The 18,635-nt window shown below is 63.7% G+C and carries 24 protein-coding genes; 21 read left to right on the plus strand and 3 right to left on the minus strand.

Going from position 1 to position 18,635, the window contains the following annotated elements:
- Positions 1-8 precede the first annotated feature (8 nt).
- The 15 genes from rplF (at position 9) to dsbD (ending at position 9,492) form a co-directional block, all read left to right on the plus strand.
- Complete coding sequence (gene rplF, locus HWW87_RS33800) at positions 9-539, plus strand: 50S ribosomal protein L6 (protein ID WP_027783304.1); 531 nt, start codon at positions 9-11, stop codon at positions 537-539.
- Between the two features lie 12 nt (positions 540-551).
- Positions 552-917: a 50S ribosomal protein L18 gene (gene rplR / locus HWW87_RS33805; protein ID WP_006477183.1), complete on the plus strand. Its 366-nt coding sequence runs from the start codon at positions 552-554 to the stop codon at positions 915-917.
- A 14-nt stretch (positions 918-931) separates the two neighbouring features.
- Positions 932-1,450: a 30S ribosomal protein S5 gene (gene rpsE, locus HWW87_RS33810; RefSeq protein WP_006752931.1), complete on the plus strand. Its 519-nt coding sequence runs from the start codon at positions 932-934 to the stop codon at positions 1,448-1,450.
- 15 nt (positions 1,451-1,465) lie between these two features.
- Positions 1,466-1,648, plus strand: a complete 183-nt coding sequence (rpmD, locus tag HWW87_RS33815) for a 50S ribosomal protein L30 (RefSeq protein WP_006400644.1) — start codon at positions 1,466-1,468, stop codon at positions 1,646-1,648.
- Between the two features lie 26 nt (positions 1,649-1,674).
- On the plus strand, positions 1,675-2,109 hold the full coding sequence (gene rplO, locus HWW87_RS33820; RefSeq protein WP_006482880.1) for a 50S ribosomal protein L15: 435 nt from the start codon (positions 1,675-1,677) through the stop codon (positions 2,107-2,109).
- Positions 2,110-2,151: 42 nt separating this feature from the next.
- Positions 2,152-3,501: a preprotein translocase subunit SecY gene (secY, locus tag HWW87_RS33825; protein WP_050013167.1), complete on the plus strand. Its 1,350-nt coding sequence runs from the start codon at positions 2,152-2,154 to the stop codon at positions 3,499-3,501.
- A 7-nt stretch (positions 3,502-3,508) separates the two neighbouring features.
- Positions 3,509-3,727: a translation initiation factor IF-1 gene (gene infA, locus HWW87_RS33830; RefSeq protein WP_004521905.1), complete on the plus strand. Its 219-nt coding sequence runs from the start codon at positions 3,509-3,511 to the stop codon at positions 3,725-3,727.
- Between the two features lie 20 nt (positions 3,728-3,747).
- A complete protein-coding gene (gene rpmJ, locus HWW87_RS33835) occupies positions 3,748-3,864 on the plus strand; it encodes a 50S ribosomal protein L36 (RefSeq protein ID WP_004199844.1) in 117 nt (38 codons plus the stop codon).
- A gap of 38 nt (positions 3,865-3,902) precedes the next feature.
- Positions 3,903-4,268, plus strand: coding sequence for a 30S ribosomal protein S13 (gene rpsM / locus HWW87_RS33840; RefSeq protein WP_006477178.1), 366 nt, complete (start codon positions 3,903-3,905; stop codon positions 4,266-4,268).
- A gap of 28 nt (positions 4,269-4,296) precedes the next feature.
- Positions 4,297-4,698 carry a 30S ribosomal protein S11 gene (gene rpsK / locus HWW87_RS33845; RefSeq protein ID WP_004197937.1) on the plus strand — a complete coding sequence of 134 codons (402 nt, stop codon included), beginning with the start codon at positions 4,297-4,299 and terminating at the stop codon, positions 4,696-4,698.
- Between the two features lie 154 nt (positions 4,699-4,852).
- Entirely contained in the window at positions 4,853-5,476 is a 624-nt protein-coding gene (rpsD, locus tag HWW87_RS33850; RefSeq protein WP_006477177.1) for a 30S ribosomal protein S4, read from the plus strand.
- Positions 5,477-5,600: 124 nt separating this feature from the next.
- A complete protein-coding gene (gene rpoA / locus HWW87_RS33855) occupies positions 5,601-6,578 on the plus strand; it encodes a DNA-directed RNA polymerase subunit alpha (protein WP_006477176.1) in 978 nt (325 codons plus the stop codon).
- 149 nt (positions 6,579-6,727) lie between these two features.
- Positions 6,728-7,123: a 50S ribosomal protein L17 gene (gene rplQ, locus HWW87_RS33860; protein ID WP_006477175.1), complete on the plus strand. Its 396-nt coding sequence runs from the start codon at positions 6,728-6,730 to the stop codon at positions 7,121-7,123.
- 202 nt (positions 7,124-7,325) lie between these two features.
- Positions 7,326-7,652: a divalent-cation tolerance protein CutA gene (gene cutA, locus HWW87_RS33865; RefSeq protein WP_027805216.1), complete on the plus strand. Its 327-nt coding sequence runs from the start codon at positions 7,326-7,328 to the stop codon at positions 7,650-7,652.
- Positions 7,645-9,492, plus strand: a complete 1,848-nt coding sequence (gene dsbD, locus HWW87_RS33870; protein WP_175823934.1) for a protein-disulfide reductase DsbD — start codon at positions 7,645-7,647, stop codon at positions 9,490-9,492. The genes cutA and dsbD overlap by 8 nt, the downstream gene beginning before the upstream one ends.
- A 130-nt stretch (positions 9,493-9,622) precedes the next feature.
- Here dsbD and hemB read toward each other — a convergent pair whose 3' ends face one another.
- Together hemB and yihA are read right to left on the minus strand one after the other, a co-directional pair.
- A complete protein-coding gene (gene hemB / locus HWW87_RS33875; protein ID WP_050013164.1) occupies positions 9,623-10,621 on the minus strand; it encodes a porphobilinogen synthase in 999 nt (332 codons plus the stop codon).
- 253 nt (positions 10,622-10,874) lie between these two features.
- A complete protein-coding gene (gene yihA / locus HWW87_RS33880; protein WP_175823935.1) occupies positions 10,875-11,534 on the minus strand; it encodes a ribosome biogenesis GTP-binding protein YihA/YsxC in 660 nt (219 codons plus the stop codon).
- A gap of 214 nt (positions 11,535-11,748) precedes the next feature.
- Between yihA and HWW87_RS33885 the strand changes: the two genes are divergently transcribed.
- The 5 genes from HWW87_RS33885 to msrQ all read left to right on the plus strand — a co-directional run bounded on the left by HWW87_RS33885 (position 11,749) and on the right by msrQ (position 17,892).
- Entirely contained in the window at positions 11,749-12,402 is a 654-nt protein-coding gene (locus tag HWW87_RS33885) for a c-type cytochrome (RefSeq protein ID WP_175823936.1), read from the plus strand.
- 219 nt (positions 12,403-12,621) lie between these two features.
- Positions 12,622-14,835: a cytochrome c biogenesis protein ResB gene (locus HWW87_RS33890; protein WP_175823937.1), complete on the plus strand. Its 2,214-nt coding sequence runs from the start codon at positions 12,622-12,624 to the stop codon at positions 14,833-14,835.
- Between the two features lie 4 nt (positions 14,836-14,839).
- A complete protein-coding gene (ccsB, locus tag HWW87_RS33895) occupies positions 14,840-16,030 on the plus strand; it encodes a c-type cytochrome biogenesis protein CcsB (RefSeq protein WP_175823938.1) in 1,191 nt (396 codons plus the stop codon).
- A 159-nt stretch (positions 16,031-16,189) separates the two neighbouring features.
- Positions 16,190-17,185 carry a protein-methionine-sulfoxide reductase catalytic subunit MsrP gene (msrP, locus tag HWW87_RS33900; protein ID WP_175823939.1) on the plus strand — a complete coding sequence of 332 codons (996 nt, stop codon included), beginning with the start codon at positions 16,190-16,192 and terminating at the stop codon, positions 17,183-17,185.
- 20 nt (positions 17,186-17,205) lie between these two features.
- On the plus strand, positions 17,206-17,892 hold the full coding sequence (gene msrQ, locus HWW87_RS33905) for a protein-methionine-sulfoxide reductase heme-binding subunit MsrQ (protein WP_175823940.1): 687 nt from the start codon (positions 17,206-17,208) through the stop codon (positions 17,890-17,892).
- Positions 17,893-17,978: 86 nt separating this feature from the next.
- Here the strand turns inward: msrQ and HWW87_RS33910 are convergent, their stop codons facing one another.
- The gene (locus HWW87_RS33910) at positions 17,979-18,257 is read right to left on the minus strand and encodes a lipoprotein (protein WP_174431387.1); all 279 of its coding nucleotides are present in this window, start codon (positions 18,255-18,257) and stop codon (positions 17,979-17,981) included.
- A 36-nt stretch (positions 18,258-18,293) separates the two neighbouring features.
- Between HWW87_RS33910 and cyaY the strand changes: the two genes are divergently transcribed.
- Complete coding sequence (gene cyaY, locus HWW87_RS33915) at positions 18,294-18,620, plus strand: iron donor protein CyaY (protein ID WP_175823941.1); 327 nt, start codon at positions 18,294-18,296, stop codon at positions 18,618-18,620.
- The last annotated feature ends 15 nt before the right edge of the window (positions 18,621-18,635 follow it).

Here is an 18,635-nt window from a genome sequence, read left to right on the forward strand (position 1 = left end):
AGAGAAACATGTCTCGAGTAGGTAAAAGCCCGATCGCGCTGCAAGGCGCGGAAGTCAAGCTGGCCGACGGTGCAATCACCGTCAAGGGCCCGCTGGGCACCATCACGCAAGCGATCAATCCGCTCGTGAACGTGGCGAACAACGACGGCACGCTGAATCTGGCGCCGGTCGACGAAAGCCGCGAAGCAAATGCACTGTCGGGCACGATGCGCGCGATCATCGCGAATGCCGTGCACGGCGTGACCAAGGGTTTCGAGCGCAAGCTGACGCTGGTTGGCGTCGGTTACCGTGCGCAAGCGCAAGGCGACAAGCTGAACCTGTCGCTGGGTTTCTCGCACCCGGTGGTGCACCAGATGCCGGAAGGCGTCAAGGCTGAAACCCCGACGCAAACCGAAATCGTGATCAAGGGGATCAACAAGCAACAAGTCGGTCAAGTGGCTGCGGAAGTTCGCGGTTACCGTCCGCCGGAGCCCTACAAGGGCAAGGGCGTGCGCTATGCCGACGAGGTTGTGATCCTCAAAGAAACGAAGAAGAAGTAAGGGTGCGCAATCATGGATAAGACTCAATCTCGCCTGCGCCGCGCTCGCCAGACGCGTATCAAGATCGCTGAGCTGCAGGTCGCGCGTCTCGCCGTGCATCGCACGAACACGCACATCTACGCTCAAGTGTTCTCGCCCTGCGGCACCAAGGTGCTCGCCAGCGCGTCGACGCTCGAGGCAGAAGTGCGCGCCGAACTGGCCGACAAGTCGGGCAAGGGCGGCAACGTTAATGCCGCGACGCTGATCGGCAAGCGTATTGCCGAGAAGGCAAAGGCTGCCGGCATCGAATCCGTCGCCTTCGACCGCTCGGGCTTCCGCTACCATGGCCGCGTCAAGGCGCTGGCTGAGGCAGCTCGTGAAGCTGGGCTCAAGTTCTAAGGAAGGAATTCGTCATGGCAAAGATGCAAGCGAAAGTTCAGGCTGACGAGCGCGACGACGGCCTTCGCGAAAAGATGATTTCGGTCAATCGCGTGACCAAGGTCGTGAAGGGTGGCCGTATTCTCGGCTTCGCCGCACTGACCGTGGTTGGCGATGGTGATGGCCGCATCGGTATGGGCAAGGGCAAGGCGAAGGAAGTGCCGGTCGCTGTCCAGAAGGCAATGGAACAAGCTCGCCGCAACATGTTCAAGGTGCCGCTCAAGAACGGCACGCTGCAGCACGAAGTGCACGGCAAGCATGGTGCATCCGCTGTCCTCCTCGCTCCGGCGAAGGCAGGTACGGGCGTGATCGCCGGCGGCCCGATGCGCGCAGTGTTCGACGTGATGGGCGTTCAGAACGTCGTGGCGAAGAGCCACGGTTCGACGAACCCGTACAACCTCGTTCGCGCCACGCTGGACGGTCTGCGCAAGCAGTCGACCCCGGCAGACATCGCGGCGAAGCGCGGCAAGTCCGTCGAAGATATTTTGGGCTAAGCCCGGGTGGTCACCATGTCTGAAAAAACTGTCAAGGTTCAGCTCGTTAAGAGCCTGATCGGGACCCGCGAATCGCACCGCGCGACCGTGCGTGGCCTGGGCCTGCGCCGACTCAACTCGGTTAGCGAGCTGCAGGACACGCCGGCGGTCCGCGGCATGATCAACAAGGTCTCGTACCTCGTTAAGGTCATCGCGTAAGCGGCCCTACGGATCAAGGAGTTGATATGGAATTGAATAACCTGAAGCCGGCCGCTGGCGCCAAGCACGCCAAGCGTCGCGTCGGTCGTGGCATCGGTTCGGGCCTCGGCAAGACGGCTGGCCGTGGTCACAAGGGTCAGAAATCGCGTTCGGGCGGCTTCCACAAAGTCGGTTTCGAAGGCGGTCAGATGCCGCTGCAACGTCGTCTGCCGAAGCGCGGCTTCACGTCGCTGACGAAGGAATTCGTCGGTGAAGTGCGCCTGGGCGACCTCGAGAAGCTGCCGGTCGACGAGATCGATCTGCTCGCACTGAAGCAAGCCGGCCTGGTCGGCGAGCTGACGAAGAGCGCAAAGATCATCGCGACGGGCGAACTGAAGCGCAAGATCGTCGTGAAGGGTCTCGGTGCCACCAAGGGTGCGCGCGCTGCGATCGAAGCGGCTGGCGGTTCGTTCGCCGAGTGACACGCGTAGCGCGTCGTCACTTGCATTCATCGGAGAAGGTACTTGGCTAACAGCCCGAGTCTTGCAAAACCCGGTCGAAGCACGGCGAAATTCGGCGATCTGCGCCGGCGAGCGATGTTCCTGCTCCTGGCGCTGATCGTCTATCGCATCGGCGCGCACATTCCCGTGCCGGGCATCGATCCGGATCAACTGGCTAAGCTGTTCCAGAGCCAGGCGGGCGGCATCCTGGGCATGTTCAACATGTTCTCGGGTGGCGCGCTTTCCCGCTTCACGATCTTTGCGCTGGGGATCATGCCGTACATCTCGGCGTCGATCATCATGCAGTTGCTGGCGATCGTTTCGCCGCAGCTCGAGGCGCTGAAGAAGGAAGGGCAGGCAGGGCAACGGAAGATCACGCAGTACACGCGGTATTTCACCGTGGTGCTCGCGACCTTCCAGGCATTCGGTATCGCGGCTGCGCTGGAAAACCAGCCGGGCCTCGTCACCGATCCCGGCACGCTGTTCCGTCTGACGACGGTCGTGACGCTGGTGACGGGCACGATGTTCCTGATGTGGCTCGGCGAGCAGATTACCGAGCGTGGTCTGGGCAACGGTATCTCGATCATCATCTTCGGCGGGATCGCAGCAGGGTTCCCGAATGCCGTGGGTGGGTTGTTCGAGCTGGTGCGTACGGGTTCGATGAGCATCATTTCGGCGATCATCATCGTCGTTCTGATCGCCGCGGTGACTTACCTGGTCGTGTTCATCGAACGCGGTCAGCGCAAGATCCTCGTGAACTACGCGAAGCGTCAGGTCGGCAACAAGATCTACGGTGGGCAGTCGTCGCATCTGCCGCTGAAGCTGAACATGTCGGGCGTGATTCCGCCGATCTTTGCATCGTCGATCATTCTGTTCCCGGCAACGATTCTCGGCTGGTTCAGTACCGGTCAGCCGACGGGAAGCTGGATTTCCAATACGTTGCATAACGTTGCGGAAGCGCTGAAGCCGGGCCAGCCGGTTTACGTGCTGCTGTACACGCTGGCAATCGTGTTTTTCTGCTTCTTCTACACCGCACTGGTGTTCAACAGCAGGGAGACCGCGGACAACCTGAAGAAGAGCGGCGCGTTTGTTCCGGGCATCCGTCCGGGCGATCAGACCGCGCGATACATCGACCGCATCCTCACGCGTCTGACGCTGGCCGGTGCGATCTACATCGTCTTCGTGTGTCTGCTGCCGGAATTCCTGGTGCTGCGCTGGAACGTGCCGTTTTATTTTGGTGGAACGTCGCTGCTGATCATTGTCGTCGTCACGATGGACTTTATGGCGCAGGTGCAGTCGTACGTTATGTCGCAACAGTATGAGTCGCTGCTCAAGAAGGCTAACTTCAAGGGCGGCAACATCCCGATGCGTTGAAAGGACTATGGCCAAAGACGATGTAATCCAGATGCAGGGTGAGGTGATTGAAAACCTCCCGAATGCGACCTTCCGTGTGAAGCTGGAAAACGGCCATGTCGTGTTGGGGCATATTTCCGGAAAGATGCGGATGCACTACATCCGCATTCTTCCCGGCGACAAGGTGACGGTTGAATTGACGCCTTACGATCTGTCTCGTGCGCGGATCGTGTTCCGGGCGAAGTGATTTGAAAAAAGGGTATTATCATGAAAGTGATGGCATCGGTTAAGCGCATTTGCCGCAATTGCAAGATCATCAAGCGCAAAGGCGTCGTTCGCGTGATCTGCAGCTCGGATCCGCGCCACAAGCAGCGCCAAGGCTGACCGCGCGTTTGTTTGCGCTTTTTGTTTGAGGAAAAACAATGGCTCGTATCGCAGGGGTTAACATCCCGAATCACCAGCACACCGAGATCGGCCTGACGGCTATCTTTGGTGTCGGCCGCACCCGTTCGCGCAGCATCTGCGTGGCAGCTGGCGTCGATTTTTCGAAGAAGGTCAAGGATCTGACCGACGCAGACCTGGAAAAGCTGCGTGAAGAAGTAGGCAAGTTTGTCGTCGAAGGCGATCTGCGCCGTGAAGTGACGATGAACATCAAGCGCCTGATGGACCTCGGTTGCTACCGTGGCGTCCGTCATCGCAAGGGCCTGCCGATGCGCGGTCAGCGTACGCGTACGAACGCACGTACCCGCAAGGGTCCGCGTCGTGCAGCGCAAGCGCTGAAGAAGTAAGCGGAACTGACAGTTACAGGAAAACGTAATGGCTAAGGCTTCGAACACCGCGGCGCAACGCGTTCGCAAGAAGGTTAAGAAGAACGTCGCTGAAGGCGTGGTTCACGTTCACGCGTCGTTCAACAACACGATCATCACGATCACCGATCGCCAAGGCAACGCTCTGGCATGGGCGACGTCGGGCGGTCAGGGCTTCAAGGGCTCGCGCAAATCGACGCCGTTCGCTGCTCAGGTCGCAGCCGAGTCGGCTGGCCGCGTCGCGATGGAATATGGCGTGAAGAATCTGGAAGTGCGGATCAAGGGCCCGGGCCCGGGTCGCGAGTCGGCAGTGCGCGCACTGCACGGCCTCGGCATCAAGATCACCGCGATTTCGGACGTCACCCCGATTCCGCACAACGGCTGCCGCCCGCCGAAGCGTCGTCGTATCTGAGGATGTGCTGGCACGTTCGTGCTAGCGCATTGCCTGTCGCCGCTCAGCGTCGACGGGCGTTGCTTTTTTGATTGACTAAGCCCACCGTTCGCCCCAAAGGGAGCGGACTAGCGCGGATTTCGAGCCGCGTGACTGATTGATAAAGGAATGCAAAGTGGCACGTTATATCGGCCCCAAAGCCAAGCTGTCCCGCCGTGAAGGCACCGACCTGTTCCTGAAGAGCGCACGCCGCTCGCTCGCCGACAAGTGCAAGCTCGACAGCAAGCCGGGCCAGCACGGCCGTACCTCGGGCGCACGTACGTCCGACTACGGTACGCAGCTGCGCGAAAAGCAGAAGGTCAAGCGTATCTACGGCGTGCTGGAACGTCAGTTCCGTCGCTACTTCGCTGAAGCCGATCGCCGCAAGGGCAACACGGGTGAAAACCTGCTGCAACTGCTCGAGTCGCGCCTCGACAACGTCGTGTATCGCATGGGCTTCGGTTCGACCCGCGCTGAAGCGCGTCAGCTGGTGAGCCACAAGTCGATCACCGTGAACGGCGTCGTCGCAAACGTCCCGTCGCAGCAAGTGAAGGCGGGTGACGTCGTCGCGATTCGCGAAAAGGCGAAGAAGCAGGCGCGTATCGTCGAAGCACTGTCGCTGGCCGAGCAAGGCGGCATGCCGAGCTGGGTTGCAGTCGATGCGAAGAAGTTCGAAGGCACGTTCAAGCAAATGCCGGAACGCGCTGAAATCGCAGGCGACATCAACGAAAGCCTGATCGTCGAATTGTATTCGCGTTAATCCGATTGACGGCCGAGGTACCCCGATTGCGTTGCGCAAGGAGGGGCCTCGGCTGTTTATTTTCTGGTTGTTACCGGTCAGCCTTATCGGTGTAACGAGCCGAGGGTATTGAAAAGGAAAGCCCATGCAAACCAGTTTGCTGAAACCCAAGATCATCGCCGTGGAATCGCTGGGCGAGAACCACGCGAGGGTGGTCATGGAACCGTTCGAGCGCGGTTACGGCCACACCTTGGGCAATGCGCTTCGCCGCGTGCTGCTGTCGTCGATGGTGGGCTACGCGCCGACCGAAGTCACGATCGCGGGCGTGGTGCACGAGTACTCGACGCTGGATGGCGTGCAGGAAGACGTCGTCAACCTGCTGCTGAACCTGAAGGGCGTGGTGTTCAAGCTGCATAACCGTGACGAAGTGACGGTTACGCTGCGCAAGGAAGGTGAAGGCGTCGTGACGGCCGGCGATATCGAGCTGGCTCACGATTGCGAAGTCATCAACCCGAATCACGTGATTGCGCACCTGTCGAAGGGCGGCAAGCTCGACGTTCAGATCAAGATCGAAAAGGGTCGCGGCTACGTGCCCGGCAACGTCCGTCGCTACGGCGAAGACACGGCCAAGATCATCGGCCGCATCGTCCTCGACGCATCGTTCTCGCCGGTTCGCCGCGTGAGCTACGCGGTTGAAAGCGCACGTGTCGAGCAGCGTACCGACCTCGACAAGCTCGTGATGAACATCGAGACGAGCGGCGTGATCACGCCGGAAGAAGCGATCCGCCAGTCGGCCCGCATCCTGGTCGACCAGCTGTCCGTGTTCGCGGCGCTGGAAGGCACGGAAACGGCAGCCGAAGCGCCGTCGCGTGCACCGCAGATCGATCCGATCCTGCTGCGTCCGGTGGACGATCTCGAGCTGACGGTTCGTTCGGCGAACTGCCTGAAGGCCGAGAACATCTACTACATCGGCGATCTGATCCAGCGCACGGAAAACGAGCTGCTGAAGACGCCGAACCTCGGTCGCAAGTCGCTCAACGAGATCAAGGAAGTGCTCGCTTCGCGCGGTCTCACGCTGGGCATGAAGCTCGAGAACTGGCCGCCGGCTGGTCTCGACAAGTAAGCCCGGTTGTAGCCTGGCTATAGCTGTAGTTGGCAAAGATGCGGATTTTCCTTTAAAATCCGCATCTTGCTTTTTTTCGTTACCGGCCCGTGCACCCTCCGAGGTGCGATAGAAGAGCTGGACCAAAACTTTGAATCAAGGAAACTGAAATGCGCCATCGTCATGGTCTGCGGAAACTGAACCGCACGAGCAGCCACCGTCTGGCTATGCTCCGTAACATGTCCAACTCGCTGATCGAGCACGAAGTCATCAAGACGACGCTGCCGAAGGCGAAGGAACTCCGTAAAGTCGTCGAGCCGCTGATCACGCTCGGCAAGAAGCCGTCGCTGGCAAACCGTCGCCTGGCGTTCAACCGCCTGCGCGATCGTGACTCGGTGGCGAAGCTGTTCGACGTGCTCGGTCCGCGTTTCGCGAACCGTCCGGGCGGCTACCTGCGCGTGCTGAAGTTCGGCTTCCGCGTGGGCGACAACGCACCGATGGCACTGGTCGAACTGCTCGACCGTCCGGAAGTCGACGAAACGGAAAACGTGCAAGAAGCTGAGTAAGCTTCCGGTACGCAGCAGTATCTGAAAGGGGCCGAGCGATTGCTTGGCCCTTTTTGTTTTTGAGATGCCGGCTGCGATCGATTGTCGCAGGCCGGTGCCGGCAGCGTTGCGCGGGCTGCGCTACGATACGGGGCAACCGGTGCGGTCCCTGAACGGGTAATCGGCGCCGGCAGGAGCCGGCAGACCAGTGAGGAGGGCGCGGATGATAGTGGTGCTGATGCTGACGACGGTACCCGATGCGGCGACGGCTGCGGCGCTCGCCGACGGCGCGCTCGACGCGCGGCTTGCCGCGTGCGTGTCGGAGCTCGGCACGATCAAGTCGCGCTATCACTGGCAGGGCAAGGTCGAAACGGCCGACGAGATCCAGTTGCTGTTCAAGACGAGCCCGGTCCGGGCGCTCGAACTGGAGCGATTTATTCTCGCGCATCATCCTTACGAGACGCCCGAAATCGTCTCGTGGCAGACGACGGCATCGGCCGCGTATGGCCAATGGGTGACCAGCGAAACTCAACGTCTATTTCATGTTTAACGGTATGGCGCTTTCGGTGCGCGTGCGCGCGCTGCGGTTTCTTGTGGTCCTGTTGTCGTTCGTGCTCGTGCTGGGCGGGCTGTCCGTCGCACGCGCGGCCGACGATTTCCTCGATCCGTCGGTTGCGTTCAAGTTCAGCGCGAGCGAATCGCCGGGACAGGTGGACGTCCGCTTCAAGATCGCCAACGGCTATTACATGTACCGCGAGCGGTTCGCGTTCGCCGTGAAGAGCGGCCAGGCGACGCTCGGCGAGCCGCAATACCCGGCCGGCCACGTGAAGTTCGACCAGACGTTCCAGAAGAACGTCGAGACCTATCGCGATGAAGTCGTCGTTCACGTGCCGGTGAAGCAGGCGGCCGGGCCGTTCGAGCTCGCGGTGACGTCGCAAGGTTGTGCGGACGAAGGGATCTGCTATCCGCCGGCCGAGCACGTGATGAAGGTCGATGGCGCCGCGCTCGGCGCCGCATCGTCGTCCGGCGACACGGCTGCCGCGGGCAGCTGGTTCGACAAGGTCACGAGCGCCGATTTCGCGCAGTCGCTGCTCGAAGGCCACGGCTTCTTCACGATCATCGCGCTCTATTTCGTCGCGGGTGTCGTGCTGAGCCTGCTGCCCTGTTCGTACCCGATGATTCCGATCGTGTCCGCGATCATCATCGGCCAGGGCACGCGTGCGACGCATGCACGCGGCTTTGCGCTGTCGCTGACCTACGTGGTCGGCATGGCGCTGGTCTACACGGTACTCGGTATCGCCGCCGCGCTGGTCGGCCAGAGCCTCGGCGCATGGTTGCAGAACCCGTGGGTGCTCGGCGCGTTCGGCGTGCTGCTGACCGCGTTCGCGGTGTCGCTGATCGCGGGCAAGGACATCGCACTGCCGGCACGCTGGCAGAACGGCGCGGCCGACGCATCGAGCGCGCGCCAGGGCGGCCACTTCGTCGCGGTCGCGGCGATGGGCGCGTTGTCGGCGTTGGTCGTCGGCGCGTGCATGACGGCGCCGCTGTTCGCCGTGCTCGCTTTCATCGCGCACACCGGCAATGCGTTGCTCGGCGGCGCGGCGCTGTTCGCGATGGGGCTGGGGCTCGGCGTGCCGCTGCTGGTCGTCGGCGTCGGGGCCGGGACGGTGCTGCCACGCGCAGGCGCGTGGATGGACGGCGTCAAGGTGTTCTTCGGCATCGTGCTGCTCGCGGCCGCGCTGTGGATCGTGTGGCCGGTGCTGGCGGGCGGGCTGAAGATGGTGCTCGCGGCGTTGTGGCTGCTGATCGCGGCCGCGGCGCTCGGGTTGTTCACGCCGAATGCCGGCGCTGCGTCGATCTGGCGCCGCCTGGGCCGCGGCGTGGGCGCCGCGCTCGCGATCTGGGCCGCGACGCTGCTCGTCGGCCTCGCTGCGGGCTCGACCGATCCCGTCAAGCCGCTGGCCGTGCTGGCCGCGCGTACGGTGGCGTCCGGCGGTGCGGCGACGGCCGGCGCGGCTGCCGCGCAGGACGGCCCCGCATTCGCGCCGGTGCGCTCCAGCGGCGAACTCGACGCGCTGCTGAAGACGTCGGGCCAGCCCGTGATGCTCGACTTCTACGCCGACTGGTGCGTGAGCTGCAAGGAGATGGAGCATCTGACGTTCACCGACGCGCGCGTGCAGGCGCGGCTCGCGCAGCTTCACCTCGTGCGCGCGGACGTCACCGCGAACAATCCGGACGATCAGGCGCTGCTCAAGCGCTTCAACCTGTTCGGGCCGCCGGGCATCATCTTCTTCGATCGGCACGGCAACGAGATCGGCCGCGTGATCGGCTATCAGGCGGCCGACACGTTCCTGCGCAGCCTCGATCGGGCGGCCGTTCCGACGGTATGACGGTGGCCCGCCGGGGCGAACCGGTGATGAGAAGATCCGGGGCCGGCTGTCCGTCTCGATCGACGGTAAACAAAAAACGGCGGAACACCGAGGTGTCCCGCCGTTTTTGCGGGTGCCTGCCGGCGCGCGATCAGCGTTGCGCTTTCAGCAGACGCGCGGCATCGAGCGCGAAATACGTGAGCACGCCGTCAGCGCCCGCCCGCTTGAACGCGAGCAGCGATTCGAGCACGACCTTGTCGTGGTCGAGCCAGCCGTTCATCGCGGCCGCCTTCAGCATCGCGTACTCGCCGCTCACCTGGTACACGTAGGTCGGGAAGCGGAACTCGTCCTTCACGCGGCGCACGATGTCGAGATACGGCATGCCGGGCTTGACCATCACCATGTCGGCGCCTTCGTCGATGTCGAGACGCACTTCGCGCAGCGCTTCGTCGCTGTTCGCCGGATCCATCTGGTAGGTCATCTTGTTGCCCTTGCCCAGGTTGGATGCCGAGCCGACCGCATCGCGGAACGGGCCGTAGAACGCCGATGCGAACTTCGCCGAATAGGCCATGATCCGCGTATGGATATGGCCGTCGCTTTCCAGCATCTCGCGGATCGCGCCGATGCGGCCGTCCATCATGTCCGACGGCGCGACGATGTCGACGCCGGCCTCTGCCTGCGCACGCGCCTGGTCGACCAGGATCTCGATCGTGTCGTCGTTGATTACGTAGGCGTTCTCGTCGAGCACGCCGTCCTGGCCGTGGCTCGTGTACGGATCGAGCGCGACGTCGGTCAGCACGCCCAGTTCGGGGAAGTGCTTCTTCAGCTCGCGCACCGCGCGCGGGATGAGGCCTTCCGGATTGGCCGCCTCGCGGCCGTCAGGCGTCTTCAGCGACGGCTCGATGGCCGGGAACAACGACAGCACGGGCACGCCGAGTTCGACGCACTGCTCGGCGACGTGCATCAGCAGATCGACCGACACGCGCTCGACGCCGGGCATCGACGGGATGGGCTGGCGTTCGTTGGTGCCTTCGACGACGAACACCGGGTAGATCAGGTCGTCGGTGGTCAGGCGGTTTTCGCGCATCAGGCGGCGGGAGAAGTCGTCGCGGCGCATCCGGCGCGGACGATGAAGCGGATGGAAGCTCATGGCGATTTGGCAGAAATCAGGGCAAGAAGGACCTTACGGAACCCTTAGGTCATTTTCGAGATCGTTGGTATATGATAGCGATCGAGCGGCGCGCGTTGCGTGCAGCTCCCCGCTTCTCCTCCCTGAGCGGGTGCCTGTCGTTTTTCGATTAGGCTGTTTGACCCGCCGTTTAACGGCGGGTTTTTTTATGAGCCGGCCGAATCCGCAGGTGCCGTCAGGTGCGCACAGCCGATCCCAGCCGCGCGTTGCCCGCTCATTGTGCTACAGGCTCGCTTTTTTCGTCGGCGACGGACGGCCGCAGCCAGCTCTCGATCAGTTCATGGGCCTCGTCGAGCCCCGTGCGCTTCAGCGCCGAGAACAGCTGGACCGTCAGCTTGCCCTGTACGCCCTGGTCGCGATACGCGTCGAGCCCCTTCTGCGTGTTGCGCAACGCGTTGATGCTTTCCTGGCGCGTCAATTTGTCGCACTTCGTCAGCAGCGTGTGGATCGGCTTGCCGGTCGGCGCGAACCACTCGATCATGCGTCGATCGAGATCGGTCAGCGGACGGCGCGAATCCATCATCAGGATCAGGCCGCAGAGCTGCGAGCGCGTCGCGAGATAGGACGACAGCAGCATTTCCCAGTGCGCCTTCGCGGCGCCGGGCACTTCCGCATAGCCGTAGCCGGGCAGGTCGACGAGGTTCGCGACGGGCTCGTCGGCCGGGCCGACGGAGAAGTAGTTGATATGCTGCGTGCGGCCGGGCGTCTTCGACGCGAAGGCCAGCCGCTTCTGGTTGCACAGCACGTTGATCGCCGTCGACTTGCCGGCATTCGAGCGGCCCGCGAACGCGATTTCCGGCTGGACCGTCGGCGGCAGGTCGCGCAGATGGTTGACGGTCGTGTAGAAGCGGGCTTGATGGAGCAGAAAGGCCATGGGAACCGGAAGGACGGGCGGCGCGAGCCGCTTGGTGGAGGCGGGGTAGCCCCGATAGGCGCCGGAGCTTTCAACACGATATTGTACAATACGGCGGTTTTACCGAAGGCCACCGGGCGCCTGCCTCGCGCTTTTATGTGGCTTCTGCGGTAGACTGAACGCCGTCGTTTTTTGCAGAACCTCAAATTCCCACAAGACGAAACAGGGTGTGCGAATGAATCGACTGTGCAAGTCTCTGATGGTGCTTCAGGTTGCAGCAGGGTTCGTAGGTTTCGTAGCGGAGGCAAACGCGGCAGATGCGGCCAAGCCGGATCTCGACCGCGGCAAGGCGATTGCCGGGCAGGTCTGCGCGTCGTGTCACGGCGCCGACGGCAATAGCGCGTCGGGCAGTTTCCCGAAGCTCGCCGGTCAGCATCCCGAATATCTGGTCAAGCAGTTGAACGACTTCAAGACGCAGCCGGGCGCGAAGGGGCCGGTGCGTAACAACGCGGTGATGGTCGGATTCGCGAGCGCGTTGAGCGCGGACGACATGCGCAACGTCGCAGCGTACTACGGGTCGCAGACGACGAAGCTCGGTACCGCACGCGATGCGGCGACCGTGCCGGTCGGCCAGAAGATCTATCGCGGCGGCATCGCGGAAAAGGGCATCCCCGCCTGCGCGAGCTGCCACGGGCCGACGGGGCAGGGGATCCCGGTCCAGTACCCGCGTCTGTCGGGGCAATGGGCCGATTACACGGTCGCGCAGTTGACCGCGTTCCAGCAGGGTGCCGGCGCGCGCAGCAACAACGAGGCGATGCATCAGATCGCGTCGCGGCTGTCGGACAACGAGATCAAGGCCGTCGCGGATTACATCGCGGGCCTGCGTTGAGCGGTCAGCCGCGAATGGAATGACCGGGCGCCCGAAGGGCGGCCGGAGTCAGAACAAGAAAAGGGTGGGGCGCCGCGCCGTTGCGGTTGCCTCGCCCTTCTTTTTTGTCGGCACTCGCCGGGCCGAGCCGGGATGGAGCGGCTTGCAGGCGATGGGGGGCTGCGCCCCCCAAGCGAACATAGTGAGCGTGGGGGCTGTTTCCCCTTAGTCGGAGTTTGAATGAGCGTTACCACGTCGGGGTTGCAGTCGAAGTCGAGTCAGGGTGCGCCGAAACGCGCGGTCGAGCTGCTGAGCTCGATGCGCTTCGCGATCGCGCTGCTGGTGGTGCTGTCGATTGCGAGCATCATCGGCACGGTCCTGACCCAGGACGATCCGTATCCGAACTACGTGAACCAGTTCGGGCCGTTCTGGGCGGACATCTTCCGCTCGCTCGGCCTGTACAACGTGTACAGCGCGTGGTGGTTCATGCTGATCCTGATCTTCCTCGTCGTGTCGATCTCGCTGTGCGTGATCCGCAACGCGCCGAAGATGCTCGCCGATGCGAAGAGCTGGAAGGACAAGGTCCGCGAAGGCAGCCTGCGCGCCTTCCACCACAAGGCCGAGTACACGGCGTCCGGTACGCGCGCGACCGTCGCGGCGACGCTCGCCACGTTCGTCACGAAGGCCGGCTACAAGCACGTCGTGCGTGAAACCGACGGCGCGACGCTGATCTCCGCGAAGCGCGGCGCGATGACCAAGTGGGGCTACATCTCCGCGCACCTGGCTATCATCGTGATCTGTATCGGCGGCCTGCTCGACAGCAACCTGCCGATCAAATTCCAGATGTGGATGTTCGGCAAGAGCCCGGTCAACACGAGCGCGACGATCAGCGAGATCTCGCCCGACCATCGCCTGTCGGCGTCGAATCCGACGTTCCGCGGCTATGCGTGGGTGCCGGAGGGCCAGTTCGTGTCGACCGCGATCCTGAACCAGCCGAGCGGCTCGCTGATCCAGGATCTGCCGTTTTCGATCCAGCTCGACAAGTTCATCGTCGATTACTACACGACGGGCATGCCGAAGCTGTTCGCGAGCGACATCGTCGTGATCGATCGCGAGACCGGCCGGAAGATCCCGGCGCGGGTCGAAGTCAACAAGCCGTTCACGTACAAGGGCGTGTCGATCTACCAGTCGAGCTTCCAGGACGGCGGCTCGCAGATGCAGATGACGGCCTACCCGATGACGGGCAGCCACGCGGCGACCGTCCCGGTGAAGGGCACGATCGGCAGCTCGGCGCCGCTGCAGGTGCCGGGCGCCGACGGCGACACGATCGAGTTCTCCGATTTTCGCGCGATCAACGTCGAGAACATGGCCGACGCGAAAGGCAAGCCGGACGTGCGCGGCGTCGCGACGACCAGCTCGCTGAAGGAAGCGTTCGACGAGCGGCTCGGCTCGGGCGCGAAGACGTCGAAGCCGACGCAGCTCCACAACATCGGCCCGTCGGTGCAGTACAAGATCCGCGGCAAGGACGGCCAGGCGCGCGAATTCAACAACTACATGCTGCCCGTCGACATGAACGGCGAGCGCGTATTCCTCGCCGGCGTGCGCGCGAGCCCGAACGATCCGTTCCGCTACATGCGGATCCCGGCCGACAGCCAGGATTCGATCGGCGAATGGATGCGCCTGCGCGCCGCGCTCGAGGATCCGGCCGTGCGCACCGAAGCCGCCGCACGCTTCGCGCAGCGCTCGCTGCCGGGCGACGCGTCGCTGCGCGGCCGCCTGCAGGACAGCGCCTCGAAGGTGCTGACCCTTTTTGCGGCGAGCGACGACAGCGTCGGCCGCGGGGCGAACGGCCAGCCGGTCGGCGGCTTCCAGGCGGTGGCGACGTTCATCGACCGCTCGGTGCCGAAGGGCGAGCAGGAGAAGGCCGCGAGCCTGCTGCTGCGGATGCTCGAGGGCTCGATGTGGGAGGTCTGGCAGATCGCCCGCGAGCGTGCCGGCGAGCCGGCCGCGCAGCAGGGCACCGACACGATCCGCTTCGTGCAGAACGCGATCAATGCGCTATCCGACAGCTTCTTGTATGGATCGCCGGTCTATTTGCAGCTTGACTCATTCAAGCAGGTGCAAGCTTCGGTATTTCAGCTGACGCGCGCACCCGGCAAGAATCTGGTGTATCTTGGCAGCCTGCTGCTGGTCGCCGGCATCTTCTCGATGTTCTACGTGCGCGAGCGGCGACTCTGGTTCTGGCTGAAGGACGCCGGTTCGGGCGTCGATGTGGTGATGGCAATGTCCACGGCCCGCAAGACCTTCGATTTCGAGAAAGAATTCGTGCAGACGCGCGACGCGGCCGGTGCCGCCTTGCGCGCCGCACCTCGCGATGCCGCGCCCGCCGGTGCGGCTTCGACGGCCCGCCCGCCTGCCGGCGGCGGTTCCGATTCCGAGAATTCCACCCGGTAACATCATGGATCTCACGCAAGTTTCCTCTTCCCGTACGGCGTCGGCTCCGGCGCCGGCATCGTCGCCGCTGTTCGACGAGCGTCCGTTCCTCGCGCGCCTGTCGCCGTTCGACTGGCTGTTCGCCCTGGCGCTGGTGGTTGGCGCCGGCTATGCGTTCGTGCACTACAACGAACACATGAATTACTACGACAAGGCGGTGATGATCGGCACGGTGCCGGCGCTTGTCGTGCTCGGCTGGCGCTGGAAGCCCGCGCGGCTGATGATGGCGTCGATCGCCGTGCTGTCGCTGCTGTCTATCCAGATCTACCAGGGCGATCTCGCCCGTGCCGATTCGGCGTTCTTCCTCAAGTACTTCCTGTCGAGCCAGTCGGCGATCCTGTGGATGAGCGCGCTGTTCGTGCTCGCGACGATCTTCTACTGGATCGGCCTGCTCGCACGCTCGGAAACGGGCGCCGCGATCGGCCAGAAGCTCACGTGGGTCGCCGTGCTGATGGGCTTCACGGGGTTGATGGTGCGCTGGTACGAGTCCTACCTGATCGGTGCGGACGTCGGGCATATCCCCGTGTCGAACCTGTATGAAGTGTTCGTCCTGTTCAGCCTGATCACCGCACTGCTTTATCTGTATTACGAAGGCCACTACGGCACGCGTTCGCTCGGTGCGTTCGTGCTGCTGGTCATCAGCGCGGCGGTCGGCTTCCTGATGTGGTACTCGGTCGCGCGCGATGCGCAGCAGATCCAGCCGCTCGTGCCGGCACTGCAGAGCTGGTGGATGAAGATCCACGTGCCGGCGAACTTCATCGGTTACGGCAGCTTCGCGCTGTCGGCGATGGTGTCGGTCGCGTACCTGATGAAGGAGCGCGGGATCCTCGCCGATCGCCTGCCGACGCTGGACGTGCTCGACGACGTGATGTACAAGTCGATCGCGGTCGGTTTCGCGTTCTTCACGATCGCGACGATCCTCGGCGCGCTGTGGGCGGCCGAAGCATGGGGCGGCTACTGGAGCTGGGACCCGAAGGAAACCTGGGCGCTGATCGTGTGGCTGAACTACGCGGCGTGGCTGCACATGCGGCTGATGAAGGGCCTGCGCGGCGCGGCGGCCGCCTGGTGGGCGCTCACCGGCCTGCTGGTCACGACGTTCGCGTTCCTCGGCGTCAACATGTTCCTGTCCGGGCTGCACAGCTACGGCAAGCTGTAAGATTTCCGCCGCTCGTCCGACTATCAAACCGCCGGTGCACCGCGTGCCCGGCGGTTTTCTTTTGTAACGGGCGGGCGAACCGGGCGTCGAACGGCGCATGACGGGCCGGGTCGAACGCTCATGAAGCGTGCGCGCCGCGCATGCGGGAGGAGCTGCACGATGTGGATCAAACGCCCTTTGCGTAACGTACTGACCGGCGCGGATATCGCGCCGAGCGAGATCACCCCGCCCGCGGTATTCGAGAACCGGCGGCGCGTGTTGCAGGCGGCCGGCGTCGCGGCCGCGGGCGGCCTGTTCGGTGCCAGCGGCGGCGCCTTCGCCGCGTATGCGTCGCCCGACCCGCGGGCAGCGAAGCTCGCGGCGAAAACGAACCCTAAGTTCGTCGCCATCGACAAGGTGACGCCGTTCAAGGACATCACGTCCTACAACAACTTCTACGAGTTCGGCACCGACAAGAGCGACCCGGCGCAGAACGCGGGCACGCTGCGGCCGCGCCCGTGGCGTGTGAGCGTCGAAGGCGAGGTGCAGCATCCGAAGGTGTTCGATCTCGACGAGTTGCTGAAGCTCGCGCCGCTCGAGGAGCGCGTGTACCGGCTGCGCTGCGTCGAGGGCTGGTCGATGGTGATCCCGTGGATCGGCGTGCCGCTGTCCGAGCTGATCAAGCGCGTGCAGCCGACCGGCAACGCGAAATACGTGCAGTTCATCACGCTGGCCGATCCGTCGCAGATGCCGGGCCTGTCGACGCCCGTGCTCGACTGGCCGTATTCGGAAGGGCTGCGCATGGACGAGGCGATGAATCCGCTGACGCTGCTGACGATGGGCGTCTACGGGCAGGTGCTGCCGAACCAGAACGGCGCGCCGGTGCGGATCGTCGTGCCCTGGAAGTACGGCTTCAAGAGTGCGAAGTCGCTCGTGAAGATCCGCTTCGTCGACACGCAGCCGAAGACGAGCTGGAACACGTACGCCGCGAACGAGTACGGCTTTTATTCGAACGTGAACCCGAACGTCGATCATCCGCGCTGGAGCCAGGCGACCGAGCGGCGCATCGGCGAGGACGGCTTCTTCACGCCGAAGCGCAAGACGCTGATGTTCAACGGCTACGGCGATCTGGTCGCATCGATGTATCAGGGCATGGACCTGAAGAAGAATTTCTGAGCGCGATCGTGAGAAACGACATGCCTCCTTCGACGCTCTCGCCCGTACGCGCCGCGGGCGCCGGGCCGGCCGCGCGCGCGGCGCGGGCCGGTGCGATCCGTCCCGCCGCGCCGCGCTGGCTCGCACCGGCCAAGGTGCTGGTGTTCGCGGCCGGCCTCTATCCGCTCGCGCGCCTCGTGCTGTTCGGGCTGACCGACCGGCTCGGTGCGAACCCGATCGAATTCATCACGCGCTCGACGGGCTTGTGGACGCTTATCCTGTTGTGCGTCACGCTTGCCGTCACGCCGGTGAGGCGCATGACGGGTTTCGCGCCGCTGCTGCGCTTTCGCCGGATGATCGGGCTGTTCGCGTTCTTTTACGCGACGCTGCATTTCACGACCTACCTGTGGTTCGACAAGTGGTTCGACGTCGTCGCGATCCTGAAGGACGTCGGCAAGCGCCCGTTCATCACGGTCGGCTTCGCGGCGTTCGTGCTGCTGATTCCGCTCGCCGCGACGTCGCCGCGCGCGATGGTGCGCCGGCTCGGTCGCCACTGGGCGACGCTGCACAGCGCGATCTACGCGATCGCGCTGTTCGGCGTGCTGCACTTCTGGTGGATGCGGGCCGGCAAGCACAATCTCGCGCAGCCGAAGCTCTACGCGGCGATCGTCGCCGCGCTGCTCGGCTGGCGGCTGGTTGCGTGGGGATGGCGGCGCGTGCGCGCGTGACGGGGCGGCCGGGCCCGGAAAAACAAAAGGCGATGACCGGGAAGTCATCGCCTTGTCGCGAGCGCCGCGCGGGCGGCATCGCGTCGTTACTTCGTGGCGGCCGGGCCCGATGCCGGGGCGGGCAGGGTCGATGCACTGCTCGACAGCTCGGGCGACAGCGTGAGCGGCGAGCCGGACGTGTCGGGCGTCTCGTCGGACGACGCGTTTTCGTCGGTCGGTTTCACGTCCGACGGCGGCGTATTCTGCTGCTGGATCGGCTTGGGCATCGGGGGCACGGTGGGCAGATAGAGCGCGCCGCTTTGACCGCAGCCGGCAAGAATCGCCAAAGCCGCTACAATCGCGCTCATCCGGAAAACGACTCGCATGATCGTCCCTGAACAATTTAACCGATAGAGTTTAGCATGTCCGATACTGAATACCTGGCCCGTGCCGAGGCCGTGCTGGCGGCCGTCGAGCGTACCGTGGACGCCGCGAACGACGGCGATCACGACATCGATCTGGAGCGCAACGGCAGCGTGCTGACGCTGACGTTCGAGAACGGCTCGAAGATCATCGTCAACCTGCAGCCGCCGATGAAGGAAGTGTGGATTGCCGCGAAGGCGGGCGGATTCCACTACCGTTTCATCGATGACGCATGGCGCGATACGCGCACGGGCACCGAGTTCTTCTCCGCGCTCACCGAATACGCGACCCAGCAGGCCGGCCTGCCGATCACGTTCAGCGCGTGACGGCAGGGGCACCGG

Source organism: Burkholderia sp. BCC0419 (genome assembly GCF_902830285.1).
In the GTDB taxonomy this organism is placed as follows: Bacteria; Pseudomonadota; Gammaproteobacteria; order Burkholderiales; family Burkholderiaceae; genus Burkholderia.

Coding starts and splice junctions, on each gene's coding strand:
- rplF (WP_027783304.1), top strand. CDS start 9: ATGTCTCGAGTAGGTAAAAGCCCGATCGCGCTGCAAGGCGCGGAAGTC.
- rplR (WP_006477183.1), top strand. CDS start 552: ATGGATAAGACTCAATCTCGCCTGCGCCGCGCTCGCCAGACGCGTATC.
- rpsE (WP_006752931.1), top strand. CDS start 932: ATGGCAAAGATGCAAGCGAAAGTTCAGGCTGACGAGCGCGACGACGGC.
- rpmD (WP_006400644.1), top strand. CDS start 1,466: ATGTCTGAAAAAACTGTCAAGGTTCAGCTCGTTAAGAGCCTGATCGGG.
- rplO (WP_006482880.1), top strand. CDS start 1,675: ATGGAATTGAATAACCTGAAGCCGGCCGCTGGCGCCAAGCACGCCAAG.
- infA (WP_004521905.1), top strand. CDS start 3,509: ATGGCCAAAGACGATGTAATCCAGATGCAGGGTGAGGTGATTGAAAAC.
- rpmJ (WP_004199844.1), top strand. CDS start 3,748: ATGAAAGTGATGGCATCGGTTAAGCGCATTTGCCGCAATTGCAAGATC.
- rpsM (WP_006477178.1), top strand. CDS start 3,903: ATGGCTCGTATCGCAGGGGTTAACATCCCGAATCACCAGCACACCGAG.
- rpsK (WP_004197937.1), top strand. CDS start 4,297: ATGGCTAAGGCTTCGAACACCGCGGCGCAACGCGTTCGCAAGAAGGTT.
- rpoA (WP_006477176.1), top strand. CDS start 5,601: ATGCAAACCAGTTTGCTGAAACCCAAGATCATCGCCGTGGAATCGCTG.
- rplQ (WP_006477175.1), top strand. CDS start 6,728: ATGCGCCATCGTCATGGTCTGCGGAAACTGAACCGCACGAGCAGCCAC.
- cutA (WP_027805216.1), top strand. CDS start 7,326: ATGATAGTGGTGCTGATGCTGACGACGGTACCCGATGCGGCGACGGCT.
- dsbD (WP_175823934.1), top strand. CDS start 7,645: ATGTTTAACGGTATGGCGCTTTCGGTGCGCGTGCGCGCGCTGCGGTTT.
- hemB (WP_050013164.1), bottom strand. CDS start 10,621: ATGAGCTTCCATCCGCTTCATCGTCCGCGCCGGATGCGCCGCGACGAC.
- yihA (WP_175823935.1), bottom strand. CDS start 11,534: ATGGCCTTTCTGCTCCATCAAGCCCGCTTCTACACGACCGTCAACCAT.
- HWW87_RS33885 (WP_175823936.1), top strand. CDS start 11,749: ATGAATCGACTGTGCAAGTCTCTGATGGTGCTTCAGGTTGCAGCAGGG.
- HWW87_RS33890 (WP_175823937.1), top strand. CDS start 12,622: ATGAGCGTTACCACGTCGGGGTTGCAGTCGAAGTCGAGTCAGGGTGCG.
- ccsB (WP_175823938.1), top strand. CDS start 14,840: ATGGATCTCACGCAAGTTTCCTCTTCCCGTACGGCGTCGGCTCCGGCG.
- msrP (WP_175823939.1), top strand. CDS start 16,190: ATGTGGATCAAACGCCCTTTGCGTAACGTACTGACCGGCGCGGATATC.
- msrQ (WP_175823940.1), top strand. CDS start 17,206: ATGCCTCCTTCGACGCTCTCGCCCGTACGCGCCGCGGGCGCCGGGCCG.
- HWW87_RS33910 (WP_174431387.1), bottom strand. CDS start 18,257: ATGCGAGTCGTTTTCCGGATGAGCGCGATTGTAGCGGCTTTGGCGATT.
- cyaY (WP_175823941.1), top strand. CDS start 18,294: ATGTCCGATACTGAATACCTGGCCCGTGCCGAGGCCGTGCTGGCGGCC.